The following is a 15,788-nucleotide window of genomic DNA, read 5'->3' on the forward strand; positions in this document are numbered from 1 at the left end:
TGCCCGATCGCGATGGAAGAAGGTCTGCGTTTCGCCATCCGCGAAGGTGGTCGTACCGTCGGTGCCGGCGTCGTCGCCAAAATCATCGAGTAATTTGCGATAAACAAGGAGGCGTTCTAACCCGAACGCCTCTGTCTCTGCTGCAGGGGCATAGCTCAATTGGCAGAGCGTCGGTCTCCAAAACCGAAGGTCGGGGGTTCGAGACCCTCTGCCCCTGCCACTCTTTAATTGATCAAGCGAATCGATGGCCGATAAGATCAAGTTTGCGTTGGCGCTGTTGTTACTGGTTGTCGGCGTGGCGGGTTTCTACCTGCTTGGCGAACAGGCCATGATTATCCGCGTGCTGGCTGTGTTGGCCGGCGTTGCCGCGTCTGCGGCGCTTGCCTGGCAAACCGAGCCGGGGCGCGAGTTCTTCAGCTTCGCCAAGGAATCCACTGCTGAGGCAAAGAAAGTGGTGTGGCCCACGCGCAAGGAAACCTTGCAGACGACCGGGCTGGTTTTTGCCTTCATGGTCATCATGGCGATTTTCCTCTGGGTTACCGATAAAAGCATCGAATGGGCGTTGTACGACCTCATTCTCCAGTGGAGAAAGTCATGAGCAAGCGATGGTATGTGGTTCATGCCTATTCCGGCTTCGAGAAAAGCGTACAGCGGGCGCTGGTTGAGCGCATTGCCCGCAATGGCATGCAGGACGCTTTTGGCCAGGTGCTGGTCCCGGTCGAAGAGGTTGTCGAGCTGAAGTCGGGCCAGAAAAGCATTTCCGAGCGGAAGTTCTTCCCGGGCTATGTACTCGTCGAGATGGAAATGAACGACGAGACCTGGCATCTGGTGAAAAGCACGCCGAAAGTCACTGGTTTTGTCGGTGGCACAGCTAACCGCCCGACGCCGATTTCCGAGAAGGAAGTCGAGAAAATCATGCAACAGATGCAGGATGGGGTTGAGAAGCCGCGTCCCAAGGTGCTGTTCGAACCGGGTGAGATCGTCCGCGTCAAGGATGGTCCGTTCACCGATTTCAACGGTACGGTCGAGCATGTCAATTACGAGAAGAATCGCCTGCGGGTGTCGGTGACTATTTTTGGTCGGGCGACGCCGGTGGAGTTGGAGTTTGGCCAGGTCGAGAAGAGCTGATCGACTTGGTTCTTGCAGGATGCGACCGCCCGGCGTGATGCCGGGGTCGTGAGAAGCGCGGCCCTCGGGCCGCTATGGTTGTTAATGGGGAGCGTCTTTTGGCGCGTTTGTACCCGATAAAGGAGTATTACCGTGGCAAAGAAAATTGTCGGCTTTATCAAGCTGCAAGTGCCGGCGGGCAAGGCGAATCCGTCGCCTCCCATCGGCCCCGCGCTCGGTCAGCGCGGTCTGAACATCATGGAATTCTGCAAGGCCTTCAATGCCCAGACGCAGGGCTTGGAGCCGGGCCTGCCGATTCCGGTGGTGATCACCGCATTTGCGGACAAGAGCTTCACCTTCATCATGAAGACGCCGCCGGCGACGATCCTGATCAAAAAGGCCGCCGGTATTCAAAAGGGTAGTCCGAAGCCCCATACCGACAAGGTTGGCAAGCTGACCCGCGCCCAGTGCGAGGCGATCGCCACGCAAAAAATGCCCGATCTGACGGCTGCCGACATGGATGCGGCGGTGCGCACGATCGCTGGCAGCGCCCGCTCGATGGGCATCACGGTGGAGGGCCTCTGAGATGGCAACGATTACCAAGCGCCAAAAGGCCCTGCAAGGCAAAATCGATAGCGCCAAGAATTATGCGGTCGCTGATGCGCTGAAGCTGGCCAAGGAGCTCGCGACGGCCAAGTTTGACGAGTCGATCGACATCGCTGTCTGTCTCGGCATCGACGCTCGCAAGTCGGATCAGTTGGTCCGTGGTTCGGTGGTTCTGCCCGCCGGTACCGGCAAGACCGTGCGTGTTGCGGTGTTCGCCCAGGGCGACAAGGCCGAAGCCGCCAAGGCTGCCGGTGCGGATATCGTCGGTTTCGACGACCTCGCTGCTGAAGTCAAGGCTGGCAATATCAATTTCGACGTGGTCGTCGCCACGCCGGATTCGATGCGCGTCGTCGGCCAACTCGGTCAGATCCTCGGCCCGCGCGGCCTGATGCCGAACCCGAAGGTCGGCACGGTGACGATGGACGTCGCGGGCGCGGTCAAGAACGCCAAGGCGGGTCAAGTGCAGTACCGGACCGACAAGGGCGGTATCGTTCACAGCACGATCGGTCGCGCGTCCTTCTCGCCCGAGCAACTCGAGCAAAACCTGAAGGCGCTCGTGGATGCGCTGGTTAAGGCCAAGCCTGCTGCTTCGAAGGGTCAGTACCTGAAGAAGATTTCGGTGTCCAGCACGATGGGCCCGGGCGTCCGCGTCGACGCGACGTCGCTGTAAGTTTGAATGGCGTGGCCCGCGCAAGCGGGTCACGGAACTAACTTTGGGCTGTGGGCCGGCAACATTGGTTCGCAGATCGTCAAAGACCGCAGGTGTCGGAGGGGTGTCCCCGAAGACTTAAGTGTATGAGCGGCCTGCGTAGACGGTGTACCCCGAAACAGGATTGTTTGGCAGTGGTTGGTGTGCTGCCGGTGCTCCTGGTTCAGGTCGCCGTGGGAGTGATGGAGGCTCAAGCTTCCATCGCGTGTTGACTTGATAGGAGGAAAGACCCATGGGTCTTAATCTTGATGACAAAAAAGCCGTCGTGGCAGAGGTGTCGGCACAAGTAGCCAACGCCCAGACAATCGTCGTGGCTGAGTACAGCGGGATTGAGGTGGCTCACCTCACCAAGCTGCGGGCTCAGGCGCGCAAGTCTGGCGTTTATCTGCGCGTGCTGAAGAACACCCTGGTGCGTCGTGCCGTCGAGGGCAGCGCGTTCGCTGATCTCGCGCCGCAAATGAAAGGTCCCTTGATCTACGGTATTTCCGAGGATCCGGTGGCTGCGGCGAAGGTGTTGAACGATTTCGCGAAAACCAACGACAAGTTGGTGCTCAAGGCTGGTTCTTATGCCGGGAAGGTGCTCGACAAGGCCGGCGTGCAAGCGCTCGCGTCGATCCCGAGCCGCGAAGAACTGCTCGCCAAGTTGCTGGGTGTGATGAAGGCGCCGGTTTCCGGCTTCGCCGTCGCGCTGGGCGCTCTGGCCAAGCAGCGCGAAGAAGCCGCTGCTTGATCGACTTTGCACCTCACTACATAGACTGCTTTTTTTCGTATCCGGATTTAGGAGTATTTGATTATGGCTATTACTAAAGAAGACATCCTGGAAGCCGTCGGCAACATGACGGTCATGGACTTGAACGACCTCGTCAAGGCGTTCGAAGAGAAGTTTGGCGTTTCGGCGGCTGCTATGGCCGTTGCTGCGCCGGGCGCTGGTGGCGCGGCCGCGCCGGCCGAAGAGCAGACCGAATTCACGGTCATGCTGCTCGGTGCTGGCGAGAAGAAGGTTGAAGTCATTAAGGTCGTGCGTGCTGCGACCGGCCTCGGCCTCAAGGAAGCCAAGGACCTCGTTGATGGTGCTCCGAAGGCCGTCAAGGAAGGCATTGCCAAGGCCGATGCTGAAGCGCTCAAGAAGCAACTCGAGGACGCTGGCGCCAAGGTTGAAGTCAAGTAATTTCAGCTTTTTCAGCTGGGCTGGCTGTCCTTGGGACCGCCGGCCCTTTTGTGCTTTTCCGGAAACGACTTCATACGAAGCTGTTTCCCGTTTCAGTAGCGCGAGGTAGTGCGCAAAGACAAGCGCGTGTGCGGTGACGGCGTGCCCTTGTATTTGTCCATTGCCTTCTGTCAGTGATTTTCTCCTCACTGACGGTTGCGCTAGAGGATTGTGCTTTCTGAGCTCGGAGCAACCATGACCTACTCCTACACCGAGAAAAAACGTATCCGCAAAAGTTTCGCCAAGCGCGCCAACGTGCTTGACGTTCCCTTTTTGCTGGCGACGCAGTTGGAATCCTTCACCGGCTTTCTGCAGGCGGCTGTGCCGCCGGTGCAGCGCAAGAACCAGGGATTGCAGGCGGCGTTTAGCTCGATTTTCCCAATCGTTAGCCACAGTGGCAATGCCCGGCTGGAATTCGTCAGCTATGCGCTGGCAGAGCCAGCGTTTGACGTCAAGGAGTGCCAGCAGCGCGGATTGACCTTCGCGTCGGCGCTCCGCGCCAAAGTCCGCCTCGTGATCATGGATCGCGAGACGCCGGACACCATCAAGGAAGTCAAGGAGCAGGAAGTCTATATGGGCGAGATTCCGCTCATGACGACGACGGGTTCCTTCGTGATCAACGGCACCGAGCGTGTCATCGTTTCCCAGTTGCACCGTTCGCCGGGCGTCTTCTTTGAGCATGACCGCGGTAAAACGCACAGTTCCGGCAAGCTTCTGTTCTCGGCCCGCGTGATTCCTTACCGCGGCTCGTGGCTCGATTTCGAGTTCGATCCGAAGGACATCCTGTTTTTCCGCGTCGACCGTCGGCGCAAGATGCCGGTGACGACGCTGCTCAAGGCGATCGGCCTGACGCCCGAGCAGATCCTGCGTGAATTCTTCGAGTTCGACACCTTCATGCTCAGCAAGAAGCACGTCGAGTTCCAACTGGTGCCGGAACGCCTGCGTGGCGAAGTGGCACGCTTCGATTTCAACGACAAGTCCGGCAAGACGATCGTCGCCAAGGACAAGCGGATTACCGCCAAGCATATTCGCGAACTCGACGCCGCCGGCATTCGTCAGATCGCGGTGCCGGAAGATTTCATCATCGGCCGCATCGTCGCACAGAACATCATCGACACTGATACCGGCGAGATTCTCGCGAATGCGAACGACGAGATCACCGATACGCTGCTGGCCAAGCTGGTCGAGGCAGGTGTCGAGGAACTGCAGACGCTCTACATCAACGATCTGGATCGTGGCGGTTTCATCTCGCAGACCCTGCGGACCGATGAAACGGCATCGAAGCAGGCTGCGCGCATCGCCATTTACCGGATGATGCGCCCGGGCGAGCCGCCCACGGACGAAGCCGTCGAAATCCTTTTCAACGGCCTGTTCTACTCCGACGAGCGTTATGATCTGTCGGGTGTCGGTCGGATGAAGTTCAATCGCCGCGTCGGTCGTAGCGACGTCGTCGAATACAAGGTCATGGTCAAGAACGTCCCGGCCAAGCGCGACGCGATCATCGAGACGATCATCAATACGGCCGGCGGTACGCGCGAGGCGGTCGAACTGCTGCTCAGCGAACTCGTCTATGGCACCCGTGCCGTCGCCGAGAACCTGACACAGGAAGAAGCCGCCGCTCTGGCTGCGCAACTGAAGGCGCACGGCGTTTCGGCAACCGTCGGTGAGCAACTGACGCTGTCGCCGCGCGACATCGTCGAAGTCATCAAGATTCTGGTGGAACTGCGCAATGGCCGAGGCGACATCGACGATATCGACCACCTCGGTAACCGTCGTGTCCGTTCGGTCGGCGAACTGGCCGAAAACCAATTCCGTGCCGGTCTGGTCCGCGTCGAGCGCGCCGTCAAGGAGCGCCTGAGCCAGGCTGAGTCCGACAATCTGATGCCGCACGATCTGATCAATGCCAAGCCGATCAGCGCTGCGGTGCGTGAATTCTTCGGGTCGAGCCAGTTGTCGCAGTTCATGGACCAGACGAACCCGCTCTCGGAAATCACCCACAAGCGTCGTGTTTCCGCACTCGGCCCGGGGGGTCTGACGCGTGAACGCGCCGGCTTCGAAGTCCGCGACGTGCATCCGACGCACTATGGTCGTGTCTGTCCGATCGAGACGCCGGAAGGTCCGAACATCGGTCTGATCAACTCGCTGGCCCTCTATGCCCGGACTAACGAATACGGCTTCCTGGAGACGCCCTACCGCAAGGTGATCGACGGCAAGGCAACCGATCAGATCGAATATCTGTCGGCGATTGAAGAAGGTGCCTATATCGTCGCTCAGGCTAATGCTGCACTCGGTGATGATGGTCAACTGCTTGATGATCTGGTGACCTGCCGTGAAAAGGGTGAAACGATTCTGGCCGAGCCGGGCCGCGTCAATTACATGGACGTGGCCCCGGGTCAGATCGTCTCCGTCGCCGCGTCGCTGATCCCGTTCCTGGAGCACGATGACGCGAACCGAGCTTTGATGGGCGCCAACATGCAACGTCAGGCGGTTCCCTGTCTGCGTCCGGAAAAGCCGGTCGTCGGTACTGGCATCGAGCGTACCGTTGCGGTCGACTCGGGTACGGCAGTGCAGGCGCTACGCGGTGGTGTCGTCGATTACGTCGATGCGTCGCGCGTCGTCGTCCGCGTCAATGACGAAGAAACGGTGCCGGGTGAAGTTGGCGTCGATATCTACAACCTCGTCAAATATACCCGCTCGAACCAGAACACGAACATCAACCAGCGTCCGTTGGTGCGTGTCGGTGACATCATCGCCAAGGGCGACGTGGTCGCCGACGGCGCCTCGACCGACAAGGGCGAACTGGCGCTCGGTCAGAACATGCTGATCGCCTTCATGCCGTGGAACGGTTACAACTTCGAAGACTCGATCCTGATCTCCGAACGCGTCGTTGCTGAGGACCGGTTCACCTCGATCCATATCGAAGAACTGACGGTGGTCGCTCGCGACACCAAACTCGGGCCGGAAGAAATCACCCGCGACATCGCGTCGCTCGGTGAGGCGCAACTCTCGCGCCTCGACGAATCGGGCATCGTCTACATCGGTGCTGAAGTCGAAGCCGGTGACGTGCTGGTTGGTAAGGTGACGCCGAAGGGCGAAACCCAGCTGACGCCGGAAGAAAAACTGCTGCGAGCGATCTTTGGCGAGAAGGCGTCCGATGTTAAGGACACCTCGCTGCGCGTGCCCTCGGGTATTGCCGGTACGGTGATCGATGTGCAGGTGTTCACCCGCGAAGGCATCGAGCGCGACAAGCGCGCCCAGTCGATCATCGACGACCATCTGCGCGGCTACAAACTCGATCTTGCGGATCAGCTCCGTATCGTCGAACGCGACGCGTTCGCCCGGGTTGAGCGCCTGATCGTCGGCAAGCCGGCAAATGGCGGTCCGAAGCGTTTGACCAAGGGTACCGTCATCGCCAAGGAGTACCTGGATGGTATCGATCCGCATCACTGGTTCGACATCCGCATGGCTGACGACGAAGTCGCCCAGCAGCTCGAATCGTTGCGCGACGGTCTTGAGCAGACGCGCAAGGATTTCGACGTCGCTTTCGAAGAAAAGCGCAAGAAGCTCACGCAGGGCGACGAACTGCCGCCGGGTGTGCAGAAGATGGTCAAGGTCTACGTTGCCGTCAAACGTCGCCTGCAGTCGGGTGACAAGATGGCCGGTCGTCACGGTAACAAGGGTGTCGTGTCGCGCATCGTGCCGGTCGAGGACATGCCGTACATGGCCGATGGCCGTCCGGTCGATATCGTCCTCAACCCGCTCGGCGTGCCGTCCCGGATGAACGTCGGTCAGGTGCTGGAAGTGCACCTCGGGTTGGCCGCCAAGGGGCTTGGCTTCCGGATTGGTGAGATGCTGCGGCGTCAGGCGAATGCGGCGGAAGTGCGTGGATTCCTCGAAAAGGTCTACAACAGCAACGGCAAGCCCGAGGATATCAACGAACTGACCGATACCGAGGTCATGGAAATGGCGAGCAACCTCGAGGCAGGTGTGCCGTTTGCGACGCCAGTGTTCGATGGCGCCCATGAAGCCGAAATCAAGGACATGCTGCGCTTGGCTGGCATGCCCGAGTCGGGTCAGATGACGCTCTTTGATGGACGTACTGGCGAGCAGTTCGAGCGTCAGGTGACGGTCGGCTACATGCATGTGTTGAAGCTGCACCACCTCGTCGATGACAAGATGCACGCGCGTTCGACCGGTCCGTACTCGCTGGTGACCCAGCAACCGCTGGGCGGTAAGGCACAGTTCGGCGGTCAGCGTTTCGGCGAAATGGAAGTCTGGGCGCTGGAAGCCTACGGCGCGTCCTACGTGCTGCAGGAAATGCTGACGGTCAAGTCGGACGACGTGAATGGCCGGACCAAGGTGTACGAGAACATCGTCAAGGGCGATCACAAGATCGACGCCGGCATGCCGGAATCGTTCAACGTGCTGGTCAAGGAAATCCGCTCGCTGGCGATCGATATCGACCTTGAGCGGTTCTGAGACAGCACGACGCGTGAAAGAAACAGTGGCTGCCGCCGTCGGCGGCAGCCTTGAGGAATGTGGGTTGTCACCCCGAACGGAGTGAAAAATGAAAGCACTGCTTGATTTGTTCAAACAGGTAACGCAGGAAGAACAATTCGATGCGATTACCATCGGCTTGGCCTCGCCGGACAAGATCCGCTCTTGGTCGTACGGCGAAGTCAAGAAGCCGGAGACGATCAACTACCGGACCTTCAAACCCGAGCGCGATGGTCTGTTCTGCGCCAAGATCTTCGGCCCGATCAAGGATTACGAGTGCCTGTGCGGCAAATACAAGCGACTGAAGCACCGCGGTGTGATCTGCGAAAAGTGCGGCGTCGAAGTGACCTTGTCGAAGGTTCGTCGTGAGCGCATGGCTCACATCGAACTGGCTTCGCCGGTCGCCCACATCTGGTTCCTGAAGAGTCTGCCGAGCCGTCTCGGTATGGTGCTCGACATGACGCTGCGCGACATCGAGCGCGTGCTCTACTTCGAGGCCTTCGTCGTCTGCGATCCCGGCATGGTGGCCAATCTGCAGCGCGCTCAGTTGCTGACCGAAGACCAGTACCTCGAAATCATGGAAGAGCACGGCGACGAATTCCAGGCAGCCATGGGCGCCGAAGGGATTCGCGAACTGCTGCGTTCGATCGACATCAATTCAGAAGTCGACCGCCTGCGCGCCGAGCTTGAGACGACCTCCTCTGAAACGAAGAGCAAGAAGTATTCGAAGCGCCTGAAGATTCTGGAAGGCTTCCAGAAATCCGGGATCAAGCCGGAGTGGATGATTCTCGAAGTGCTGCCGGTTCTGCCGCCGGACCTGCGTCCGCTGGTGCCGCTCGACGGCGGCCGTTTCGCGACCTCCGATCTGAACGATCTCTATCGTCGCGTCATCAACCGTAACAACCGCTTGAAGCGCCTGCTCGAACTCAAGGCGCCGGAAATCATCGTTCGCAACGAAAAGCGCATGCTGCAGGAAGCCGTCGATTCGCTGCTCGACAACGGTCGTCGCGGCAAGGCCATGACCGGTGCGAACAAGCGTCCGCTCAAGTCGCTGGCCGACATGATCAAGGGCAAGGGCGGTCGTTTCCGTCAGAACCTGCTCGGTAAGCGCGTCGACTACTCCGGCCGTTCGGTCATCGTCGTCGGTCCGCAACTCAAACTGCATCAGTGCGGCCTGCCGAAGCTGATGGCGCTCGAACTGTTCAAGCCCTTCATCTTCAACAAGCTTGAACTGATGGGCTTGGCGACGACCATCAAGCAAGCCAAGAAGATGGTTGAAATGCAGGAGCCGGTGGTGTGGGACATCCTCGAAGAGGTGATCCGCGAACATCCGATCATGCTCAACCGTGCGCCGACGCTGCACCGTCTCGGTATCCAGGCGTTCGAACCGACGTTGATCGAAGGCAAGGCGATCCAGTTGCATCCGCTCGTCTGCGCGGCGTTCAACGCCGACTTCGACGGTGACCAGATGGCCGTGCACGTACCGCTGTCGCTCGAAGCGCAGATGGAAGCACGGACGCTGATGCTGGCGTCGAACAACGTGCTGTCGCCGGCGAACGGCGACCCGATCATCGTGCCGTCGCAGGATATCGTTCTCGGTCTTTACTACGCCACCCGTGACCGCATCAACGCTCGCGGCGAAGGCATGTCGTTTGCCGACCTTGCTGAAATCACGCGCGCTCTGAACGCTGGCGAGCTCGATCTGCATGCCAAGATTTCGGTGCGCATCAAAGAGCAGGTCAAGGACGACGAAGGTAACTGGAAGGAAAAACTGACGCGCTACAACACGACCGCCGGCCGTGCCCTGCTGTCGGAAATCCTGCCGAAGGGCCTGCCGTTCAGCGTGCTTGACCGGCCGCTGAAGAAGAAGGAAATTTCGCGTCTGATCAACACTGCCTTCCGTCGCTGCGGTCTCAAGGAAACCGTGGTGTTCGCCGACAAGCTGATGCAGAACGGCTACCGTCTGGCGACGCGCGCGGGCATCTCTATCTGTTCGGACGACATGCTGGTGCCGACCCAGAAACCGGAGATCATCGCTGCTGCCGAGAAGGAAGTTAAGGAGATCGAGAGCCAGTACACCAACGGTCTCGTGACCAACGGCGAACGCTATAACAAGGTCGTCGATATCTGGGGTCGTACCGGTGATCAGGTTGCCAAGGTGATGATGGAGCAGTTGGGCCAGGAAGAAGTCGTCGATTACCAGGGCAAGACGGTCAAGCAGGAATCGTTCAACTCGATTTACATGATGGCCGACTCGGGCGCCCGGGGTTCGGCGGCCCAGATCCGTCAGCTGGCGGGTATGCGCGGCCTGATGGCGAAGCCGGACGGCTCGATTATTGAAACGCCGATTACCACGAACTTCCGCGAAGGTCTGAACGTTCTGCAGTACTTCATCTCGACGCACGGTGCGCGTAAGGGTCTGGCCGATACCGCCTTGAAGACGGCGAACTCGGGTTACCTGACGCGGCGTCTTGTCGACGTGACGCAGGATCTCGTCGTCATCGAAGAGGATTGCGGCACGCAGAATGGCGTGACGATGAAGGCGCTGATCGAGGGGGGCGAAGTGATCGAGCCCTTGCGCGAGCGTATCCTCGGTCGCGTGACCATCAATGACGTCGCCGATCCGGAAACGGACGAAACGGTGATTGAAGCCGGTACGCTGATCAACGAAGACCTGTGCGATCTGATTGACAAGCTCGGCATTGACGAAGTGCGCGTGCGTACGCCGCTGACCTGCGAAACCCGCTACGGTCTGTGCGCCAACTGCTATGGCCGCGACCTGGGGCGCGGAGCCTTGGTGAACGTCGGTGAAGCGGTCGGTGTCATCGCAGCCCAGTCGATCGGCGAGCCGGGAACGCAGTTGACGATGCGGACCTTCCACGTCGGTGGCGCGGCCTCGCGTGCGGCGGTCGCAAGCCAAGTGGAAACGAAGAGCGCCGGTGTGGTGCGTTTTACGGCGACCATGCGTTATGTGACCAGTGCCAAGGACGAGAAGATCGTTATTACTCGTTCCGGCGAGGTGTTGATTGCCGACGACAACGGCCGCGAGCGCGAGCGTCACAAGGTGCCGTACGGTTCAACGCTGCAGGTCTCGGATGGCCAGCAGGTCAAGGCGGGTGCCAAGCTCGCGACCTGGGATCCGCACACCCGTCCGATCATTGCCGAATACGCAGGTCTCGTGAAGTTCGAGAACGTTGAAGAAGGTGTGACGGTTGCCAAGCAGATCGACGAAGTAACGGGTCTGTCGACGCTCGTCGTCATTGATCCGAAGCGTGGCGGTAAGGCGCCGAGCAAGGGTCTGCGTCCGCAGGTCAAACTTTACGACGCCAACGGCGAAGAAGTGCGCATGCACGGCAGCGACCATGCGGTGACGATCACCTTCCAGGTCGGCGCCATCATCAACGTGGTCGACGGTCAGCAGATCTCGGTCGGTGACGTGCTGGCGCGTCTGCCGCAGGAATCGGCCAAGACTCGCGACATTACCGGCGGTCTGCCGCGTGTGGCGGAACTGTTCGAAGCGCGTACGCCGAAAGATGCCGGCATGCTGGCCGAATTCACCGGCACGATTTCGTTCGGTAAGGATACCAAGGGCAAGCAGCGCTTGATCATTACCGATCTCGAAGGTGCGACGCACGAGTATCTGATTCCGAAGGACAAACACGTGCTGGTGCACGACGGCCAGGTCGTCAACAAGGGCGAAATGATTGTCGACGGTGCGCCGGATCCGCACGATATCCTGCGTCTGCAGGGCGTCGAGGCGCTGTCGATCTACATCACCGACGAAGTTCAGGACGTGTATCGTCTGCAAGGTGTGAAGATCAACGACAAGCACATCGAAGTGATCGTCCGTCAGATGCTCCGCCGTGCGATCGTTGTCGATCCGGGTGATACCAAGTTCATCCGTGGCGAACAGGTTGAGAAGGCGCATCTGCTGGATGAGAATGATGCGCTTGAGCCGGGCAAGTTGCCGGCAACGTACGAACCGGTGCTGTTGGGTATTACGAAGGCGTCGCTGTCGACGGACTCCTTCATTTCCGCCGCATCGTTCCAGGAAACGACGCGCGTGCTTACCGAGGCTGCGATCATGGGCAAGCGCGACGAGTTGCGTGGTTTGAAGGAGAACGTCATCGTTGGTCGCCTGATTCCTGCGGGTACCGGGTTGGCGTATCACCGGATGCGCAAGAGCAACACTTCCGGCTTCGATCTGGCGCCGGACGTCATCGAGGAATCGGTGGCGCCGACGGTCAGCGAGGTCGGGACGGATTCCGCAGCGGGTTGACTTGGGGGTTGATTGCTCATAGAATCCCCGGTCTTTGTCGGCATAGGCTAATCATTGCCCATGCTTTTTATAAAAAATGTGCCAGGGCGAACTGCTGTTCGCCTTGGGGTGTTTGTGGCGCTGTCGCTTCTTCGGGGCGTCGCGTCACAGGTTGAATAGGGATAGAAATATGCCAACCATTAACCAGCTGGTGCGCAAGCCGCGTGAGGCAGTCGTCAGCAAGAGCAAGGTTCCTGCGCTGCAGAACTGCCCGCAGAAGCGTGGTGTGTGTACTCGCGTGTATACGACGACGCCGAAAAAGCCGAACTCCGCGTTGCGTAAGGTCTGCAAGGTGCGTCTGACCAACAGCTTCGAAGTCATCTCGTATATCGGCGGTGAAGGCCACAACCTGCAGGAGCACTCGGTGGTCCTGATTCGTGGCGGCCGGGTGAAGGACTTGCCGGGTGTGCGTTACCACACCGTGCGCGGTTCGCTCGATACGCAGGGCGTCAAGGATCGTAAGCAGAGCCGTTCGAAGTACGGTACGAAGCGTCCGAAGGCAGCCTAATTGCTGCTCAAGTAAGTGGCCACTCTGCTGGGTGGTCGCGAAGATCGGGGCGACCGCTTCGGTTTTCAACTGAATCCATATTGAAAGGTTGTTGTTATGCCACGTCGTCGTGAAGTACCCAAGCGCGACATTCTGCCGGATCCGAAGTTTGGCAATGTCGAAGTCTCCAAGTTCATCAACACCATCATGCTGAGCGGCAAGAAGTCGGTTGCCGAGCGCATCGTTTATGGCGCGTTTGACATCATCACCAACAAGGCGGGCAAGGACCCGGTCGAGGTGTTCGGTCTTGCCATGAACAACGTCAAGCCGCTCGTCGAAGTCAAGAGCCGCCGTGTCGGTGGCGCTAACTACCAAGTGCCGGTCGAAGTGCGTCCGAGCCGCCGTATGGCGCTGGCGATGCGCTGGCTGCGCGAATCGGCGCGTAAGCGTTCGGAAAAGTCGATGGACCAGCGTCTGGCTGCCGAAATGCTTGAAGCGGCCGAAAATCGTGGCGGTGCCGTCAAGAAACGCGACGAAGTTCACCGCATGGCGGACGCCAACAAGGCATTCGCGCACTTCCGGTTCTAAAGAGTGTTTCATCGTCGGGAGGTTGTCTCCCGACGCTTGTTCTTTATCAATAAAGGTTCCTACTGTGGCTCGTAAAACACCCATTGAGCGCTACCGTAATATCGGTATCAGCGCGCACATCGACGCCGGCAAGACTACGACGACCGAGCGTATCCTCTACTACACCGGTGTTAACCACAAGATCGGTGAAGTTCATGACGGCGCTGCCACCATGGACTGGATGGAGCAGGAGCAAGAGCGCGGCATCACCATTACGTCGGCCGCGACGACCTGCTTCTGGAAGGGGATGGACATGCAATTCCCCGAGCACCGGTTCAACATCATCGACACCCCGGGACACGTCGACTTCACGATCGAAGTCGAGCGTTCGATGCGTGTTCTTGATGGTGCGTGCATGGTGTATTGCGCGGTCGGTGGCGTGCAGCCGCAGTCGGAAACCGTTTGGCGCCAAGCCAATAAATACAAGGTGCCGCGTCTGGCGTTCGTCAACAAGATGGACCGCCAGGGCGCCGACTTCTTCAAGGTTGTCGATCAGATGCAGACGCGTCTGAAGGGCAGTCCTGTGCCTGTCGTCATCCCGATCGGCAAGGAAGAAGGTTTTGAAGGGGTTGTTGACCTCATCAAAATGAAAGCGATTATTTGGGACGAGGCGTCCCAAGGCATGAAGTTCGAATACCGCGACATCCCGGCCGACCTGCAGGAGCTTGCCGAAGAGTGGCGCGCCAAGATGGTTGAGTCCGCTGCCGAGGCTTCCGAAGAACTGATGAATCAGTATCTCGAAGCTGGCGAGTTGTCTGAGGCCGAAATTATCAAGGGCTTGCGCACGCGCACGATCGCCTGTGAAATTCAGCCCATGCTGTGCGGTACCGCCTTCAAGAACAAGGGCGTGCAGCGCATGCTGGATGCCGTGATCGAGCTGTTGCCCTCGCCGGTTGATATCGACGATGTGGCGGGCGAAGATGACGACGGTAAGCCGGATTCGCGCAAAGCTGCCGATGACGAGAAGTTCTCGGCGCTGGCGTTCAAGCTGATGACCGATCCCTACGTCGGGCAGTTGACCTTCGTTCGCGTTTATTCCGGCGTGCTGAAATCCGGCGACACGATTTTCAATCCGGTCAAGGGCCGCAAAGAGCGGATTGGACGTGTGTTGCAAATGCACGCCAACAACCGGGTCGAAATTAAGGAAATTCTGGCCGGAGACATTGCAGCTTGCGTCGGTCTGAAAGATGTCACGACGGGCGAGACCCTGTGTGATCCGGAAGCGCCGATTACTCTGGAGCGCATGGAGTTCCCGGAGCCTGTGATCCATATCGCCGTTGAGCCGAAGACCAAGGCCGACCAAGAAAAAATGGGTATCGCACTGGGACGTCTAGCGCAGGAAGACCCGTCGTTCCGCGTTCGCAGCGATGAAGAATCCGGTCAGACCATTATCTCGGGCATGGGTGAGTTGCACCTCGAGATCATCGTCGACCGCATGAAGCGCGAGTTTGGCGTCGAAGCCAATATCGGCGCGCCGCAAGTGGCGTATCGCGAATGCATCAAGAAGGCGGTCGAACAGGAAGGAAAATTCGTCAAGCAGTCCGGCGGACGGGGTCAGTTCGGCCATGTTTGGCTCAAAATCGAGCCGAACGAAGCTGGCAAGGGCTACGAGTTCGTTGACGCCATCAAAGGCGGAACCGTGCCGCGCGAATACATTCCGGCGGTGGATAAGGGGCTGCAAGAGGCGGTCAAGAGCGGTGTGCTCGCCGGGTATCCGACTGTCGATATGAAATTCACGCTGTTTGATGGTTCGTACCACGATGTGGACTCGAACGAAAATGCGTTCCGTATGGCTGCGTCAATGGCATTCAAGGAAGGTATGCGCAAGGCGCAACCGACGCTGCTTGAGCCGATGATGTCTGTTGAAGTCGAAACGCCGGAAGAGTACATGGGCAACATCATGGGCGATTTGTCGAGCCGTCGCGGCATCGTCCAGGGAATGGAAGACATTCCTGGCGGTATCAAGGCGGTGAAAGCCGAAGTGCCGTTGGCCGAGATGTTCGGCTATTCGACGACGGTTCGCTCGCTGTCGCAAGGGCGTGCTACCTACTCGATGGAATTCAAACACTATGTCGAAGCGCCGAAGAACGTCGCTGAGGCCGTGATCAACAAGAAATAACTGTACAGAGGAAACTGCTATGGCTAAGGCAAAATTTGAACGTACGAAGCCGCACGTGAATGTCGGCACGATTGGTCACGTTGACCATGGTAAGACGACGCTGACGGCGGC

General features: G+C 58.9%; 13 protein-coding genes and 1 tRNA gene. All 14 read left to right on the top strand.

Annotated elements, in window-relative coordinates; all coding sequences use genetic code 11:
• The coding region (locus BLR25_RS20495; protein ID WP_218122836.1) for an EF-Tu C-terminal domain-related protein at positions 1 to 93 on the top strand (93 nt) is incomplete at its 5' end.
• Between the two features lie 51 nt (positions 94 to 144).
• Positions 145 to 220 (top strand) — tRNA-Trp (locus BLR25_RS20500).
• Positions 221 to 244: 24 nt separating this feature from the next.
• Complete coding sequence (gene secE / locus BLR25_RS20505) at positions 245 to 598, top strand: preprotein translocase subunit SecE (RefSeq protein WP_091940658.1); 354 nt, start codon at positions 245 to 247, stop codon at positions 596 to 598.
• On the top strand, positions 595 to 1,128 hold the full coding sequence (nusG, locus tag BLR25_RS20510; protein WP_091940660.1) for a transcription termination/antitermination protein NusG: 534 nt from the start codon (positions 595 to 597) through the stop codon (positions 1,126 to 1,128). The genes secE and nusG overlap by 4 nt, the downstream gene beginning before the upstream one ends.
• Before the next feature lie 132 nt (positions 1,129 to 1,260).
• The gene (rplK, locus tag BLR25_RS20515; protein ID WP_091940662.1) at positions 1,261 to 1,692 is read left to right on the top strand and encodes a 50S ribosomal protein L11; all 432 of its coding nucleotides are present in this window, start codon (positions 1,261 to 1,263) and stop codon (positions 1,690 to 1,692) included.
• A gap of 1 nt (position 1,693) precedes the next feature.
• Positions 1,694 to 2,383: a 50S ribosomal protein L1 gene (rplA, locus tag BLR25_RS20520; RefSeq protein WP_091940664.1), complete on the top strand. Its 690-nt coding sequence runs from the start codon at positions 1,694 to 1,696 to the stop codon at positions 2,381 to 2,383.
• Positions 2,384 to 2,654: 271 nt separating this feature from the next.
• A complete protein-coding gene (gene rplJ, locus BLR25_RS20525) occupies positions 2,655 to 3,152 on the top strand; it encodes a 50S ribosomal protein L10 (protein WP_091940666.1) in 498 nt (165 codons plus the stop codon).
• 63 nt (positions 3,153 to 3,215) lie between these two features.
• Positions 3,216 to 3,590: a 50S ribosomal protein L7/L12 gene (gene rplL / locus BLR25_RS20530; protein WP_091940668.1), complete on the top strand. Its 375-nt coding sequence runs from the start codon at positions 3,216 to 3,218 to the stop codon at positions 3,588 to 3,590.
• A gap of 234 nt (positions 3,591 to 3,824) precedes the next feature.
• Complete coding sequence (rpoB, locus tag BLR25_RS20535) at positions 3,825 to 8,108, top strand: DNA-directed RNA polymerase subunit beta (protein ID WP_091940670.1); 4,284 nt, start codon at positions 3,825 to 3,827, stop codon at positions 8,106 to 8,108.
• An 88-nt stretch (positions 8,109 to 8,196) separates the two neighbouring features.
• Complete coding sequence (gene rpoC, locus BLR25_RS20540; RefSeq protein WP_091940672.1) at positions 8,197 to 12,405, top strand: DNA-directed RNA polymerase subunit beta'; 4,209 nt, start codon at positions 8,197 to 8,199, stop codon at positions 12,403 to 12,405.
• Positions 12,406 to 12,574: 169 nt separating this feature from the next.
• The gene (gene rpsL, locus BLR25_RS20545) at positions 12,575 to 12,952 is read left to right on the top strand and encodes a 30S ribosomal protein S12 (protein ID WP_091940674.1); all 378 of its coding nucleotides are present in this window, start codon (positions 12,575 to 12,577) and stop codon (positions 12,950 to 12,952) included.
• 96 nt (positions 12,953 to 13,048) lie between these two features.
• Entirely contained in the window at positions 13,049 to 13,519 is a 471-nt protein-coding gene (gene rpsG, locus BLR25_RS20550) for a 30S ribosomal protein S7 (protein WP_091940676.1), read from the top strand.
• Positions 13,520 to 13,583: 64 nt separating this feature from the next.
• Positions 13,584 to 15,677 carry an elongation factor G gene (fusA, locus tag BLR25_RS20555; protein ID WP_091940678.1) on the top strand — a complete coding sequence of 698 codons (2,094 nt, stop codon included), beginning with the start codon at positions 13,584 to 13,586 and terminating at the stop codon, positions 15,675 to 15,677.
• 19 nt (positions 15,678 to 15,696) lie between these two features.
• Positions 15,697 to 15,788: GTP-binding protein (locus BLR25_RS20560; RefSeq protein WP_017173303.1), on the top strand; the 92-nt coding region annotated here is incomplete at its 3' end.

This window comes from Propionivibrio dicarboxylicus (assembly GCF_900099695.1).
Classification (GTDB): Bacteria; Pseudomonadota; Gammaproteobacteria; order Burkholderiales; family Rhodocyclaceae; genus Propionivibrio; species Propionivibrio dicarboxylicus.

What these genes read in the sequence shown, in the direction of transcription:
- secE (WP_091940658.1), top strand. Translation starts at nt 245, where the DNA reads ATGGCCGATAAGATCAAGTTTGCGTTGGCGCTGTTGTTACTGGTTGTC.
- nusG (WP_091940660.1), top strand. Translation starts at nt 595, where the DNA reads ATGAGCAAGCGATGGTATGTGGTTCATGCCTATTCCGGCTTCGAGAAA.
- rplA (WP_091940664.1), top strand. Translation starts at nt 1,694, where the DNA reads ATGGCAACGATTACCAAGCGCCAAAAGGCCCTGCAAGGCAAAATCGAT.
- rplJ (WP_091940666.1), top strand. Translation starts at nt 2,655, where the DNA reads ATGGGTCTTAATCTTGATGACAAAAAAGCCGTCGTGGCAGAGGTGTCG.
- rplL (WP_091940668.1), top strand. Translation starts at nt 3,216, where the DNA reads ATGGCTATTACTAAAGAAGACATCCTGGAAGCCGTCGGCAACATGACG.
- rpoB (WP_091940670.1), top strand. Translation starts at nt 3,825, where the DNA reads ATGACCTACTCCTACACCGAGAAAAAACGTATCCGCAAAAGTTTCGCC.
- rpoC (WP_091940672.1), top strand. Translation starts at nt 8,197, where the DNA reads ATGAAAGCACTGCTTGATTTGTTCAAACAGGTAACGCAGGAAGAACAA.
- rpsL (WP_091940674.1), top strand. Translation starts at nt 12,575, where the DNA reads ATGCCAACCATTAACCAGCTGGTGCGCAAGCCGCGTGAGGCAGTCGTC.
- rpsG (WP_091940676.1), top strand. Translation starts at nt 13,049, where the DNA reads ATGCCACGTCGTCGTGAAGTACCCAAGCGCGACATTCTGCCGGATCCG.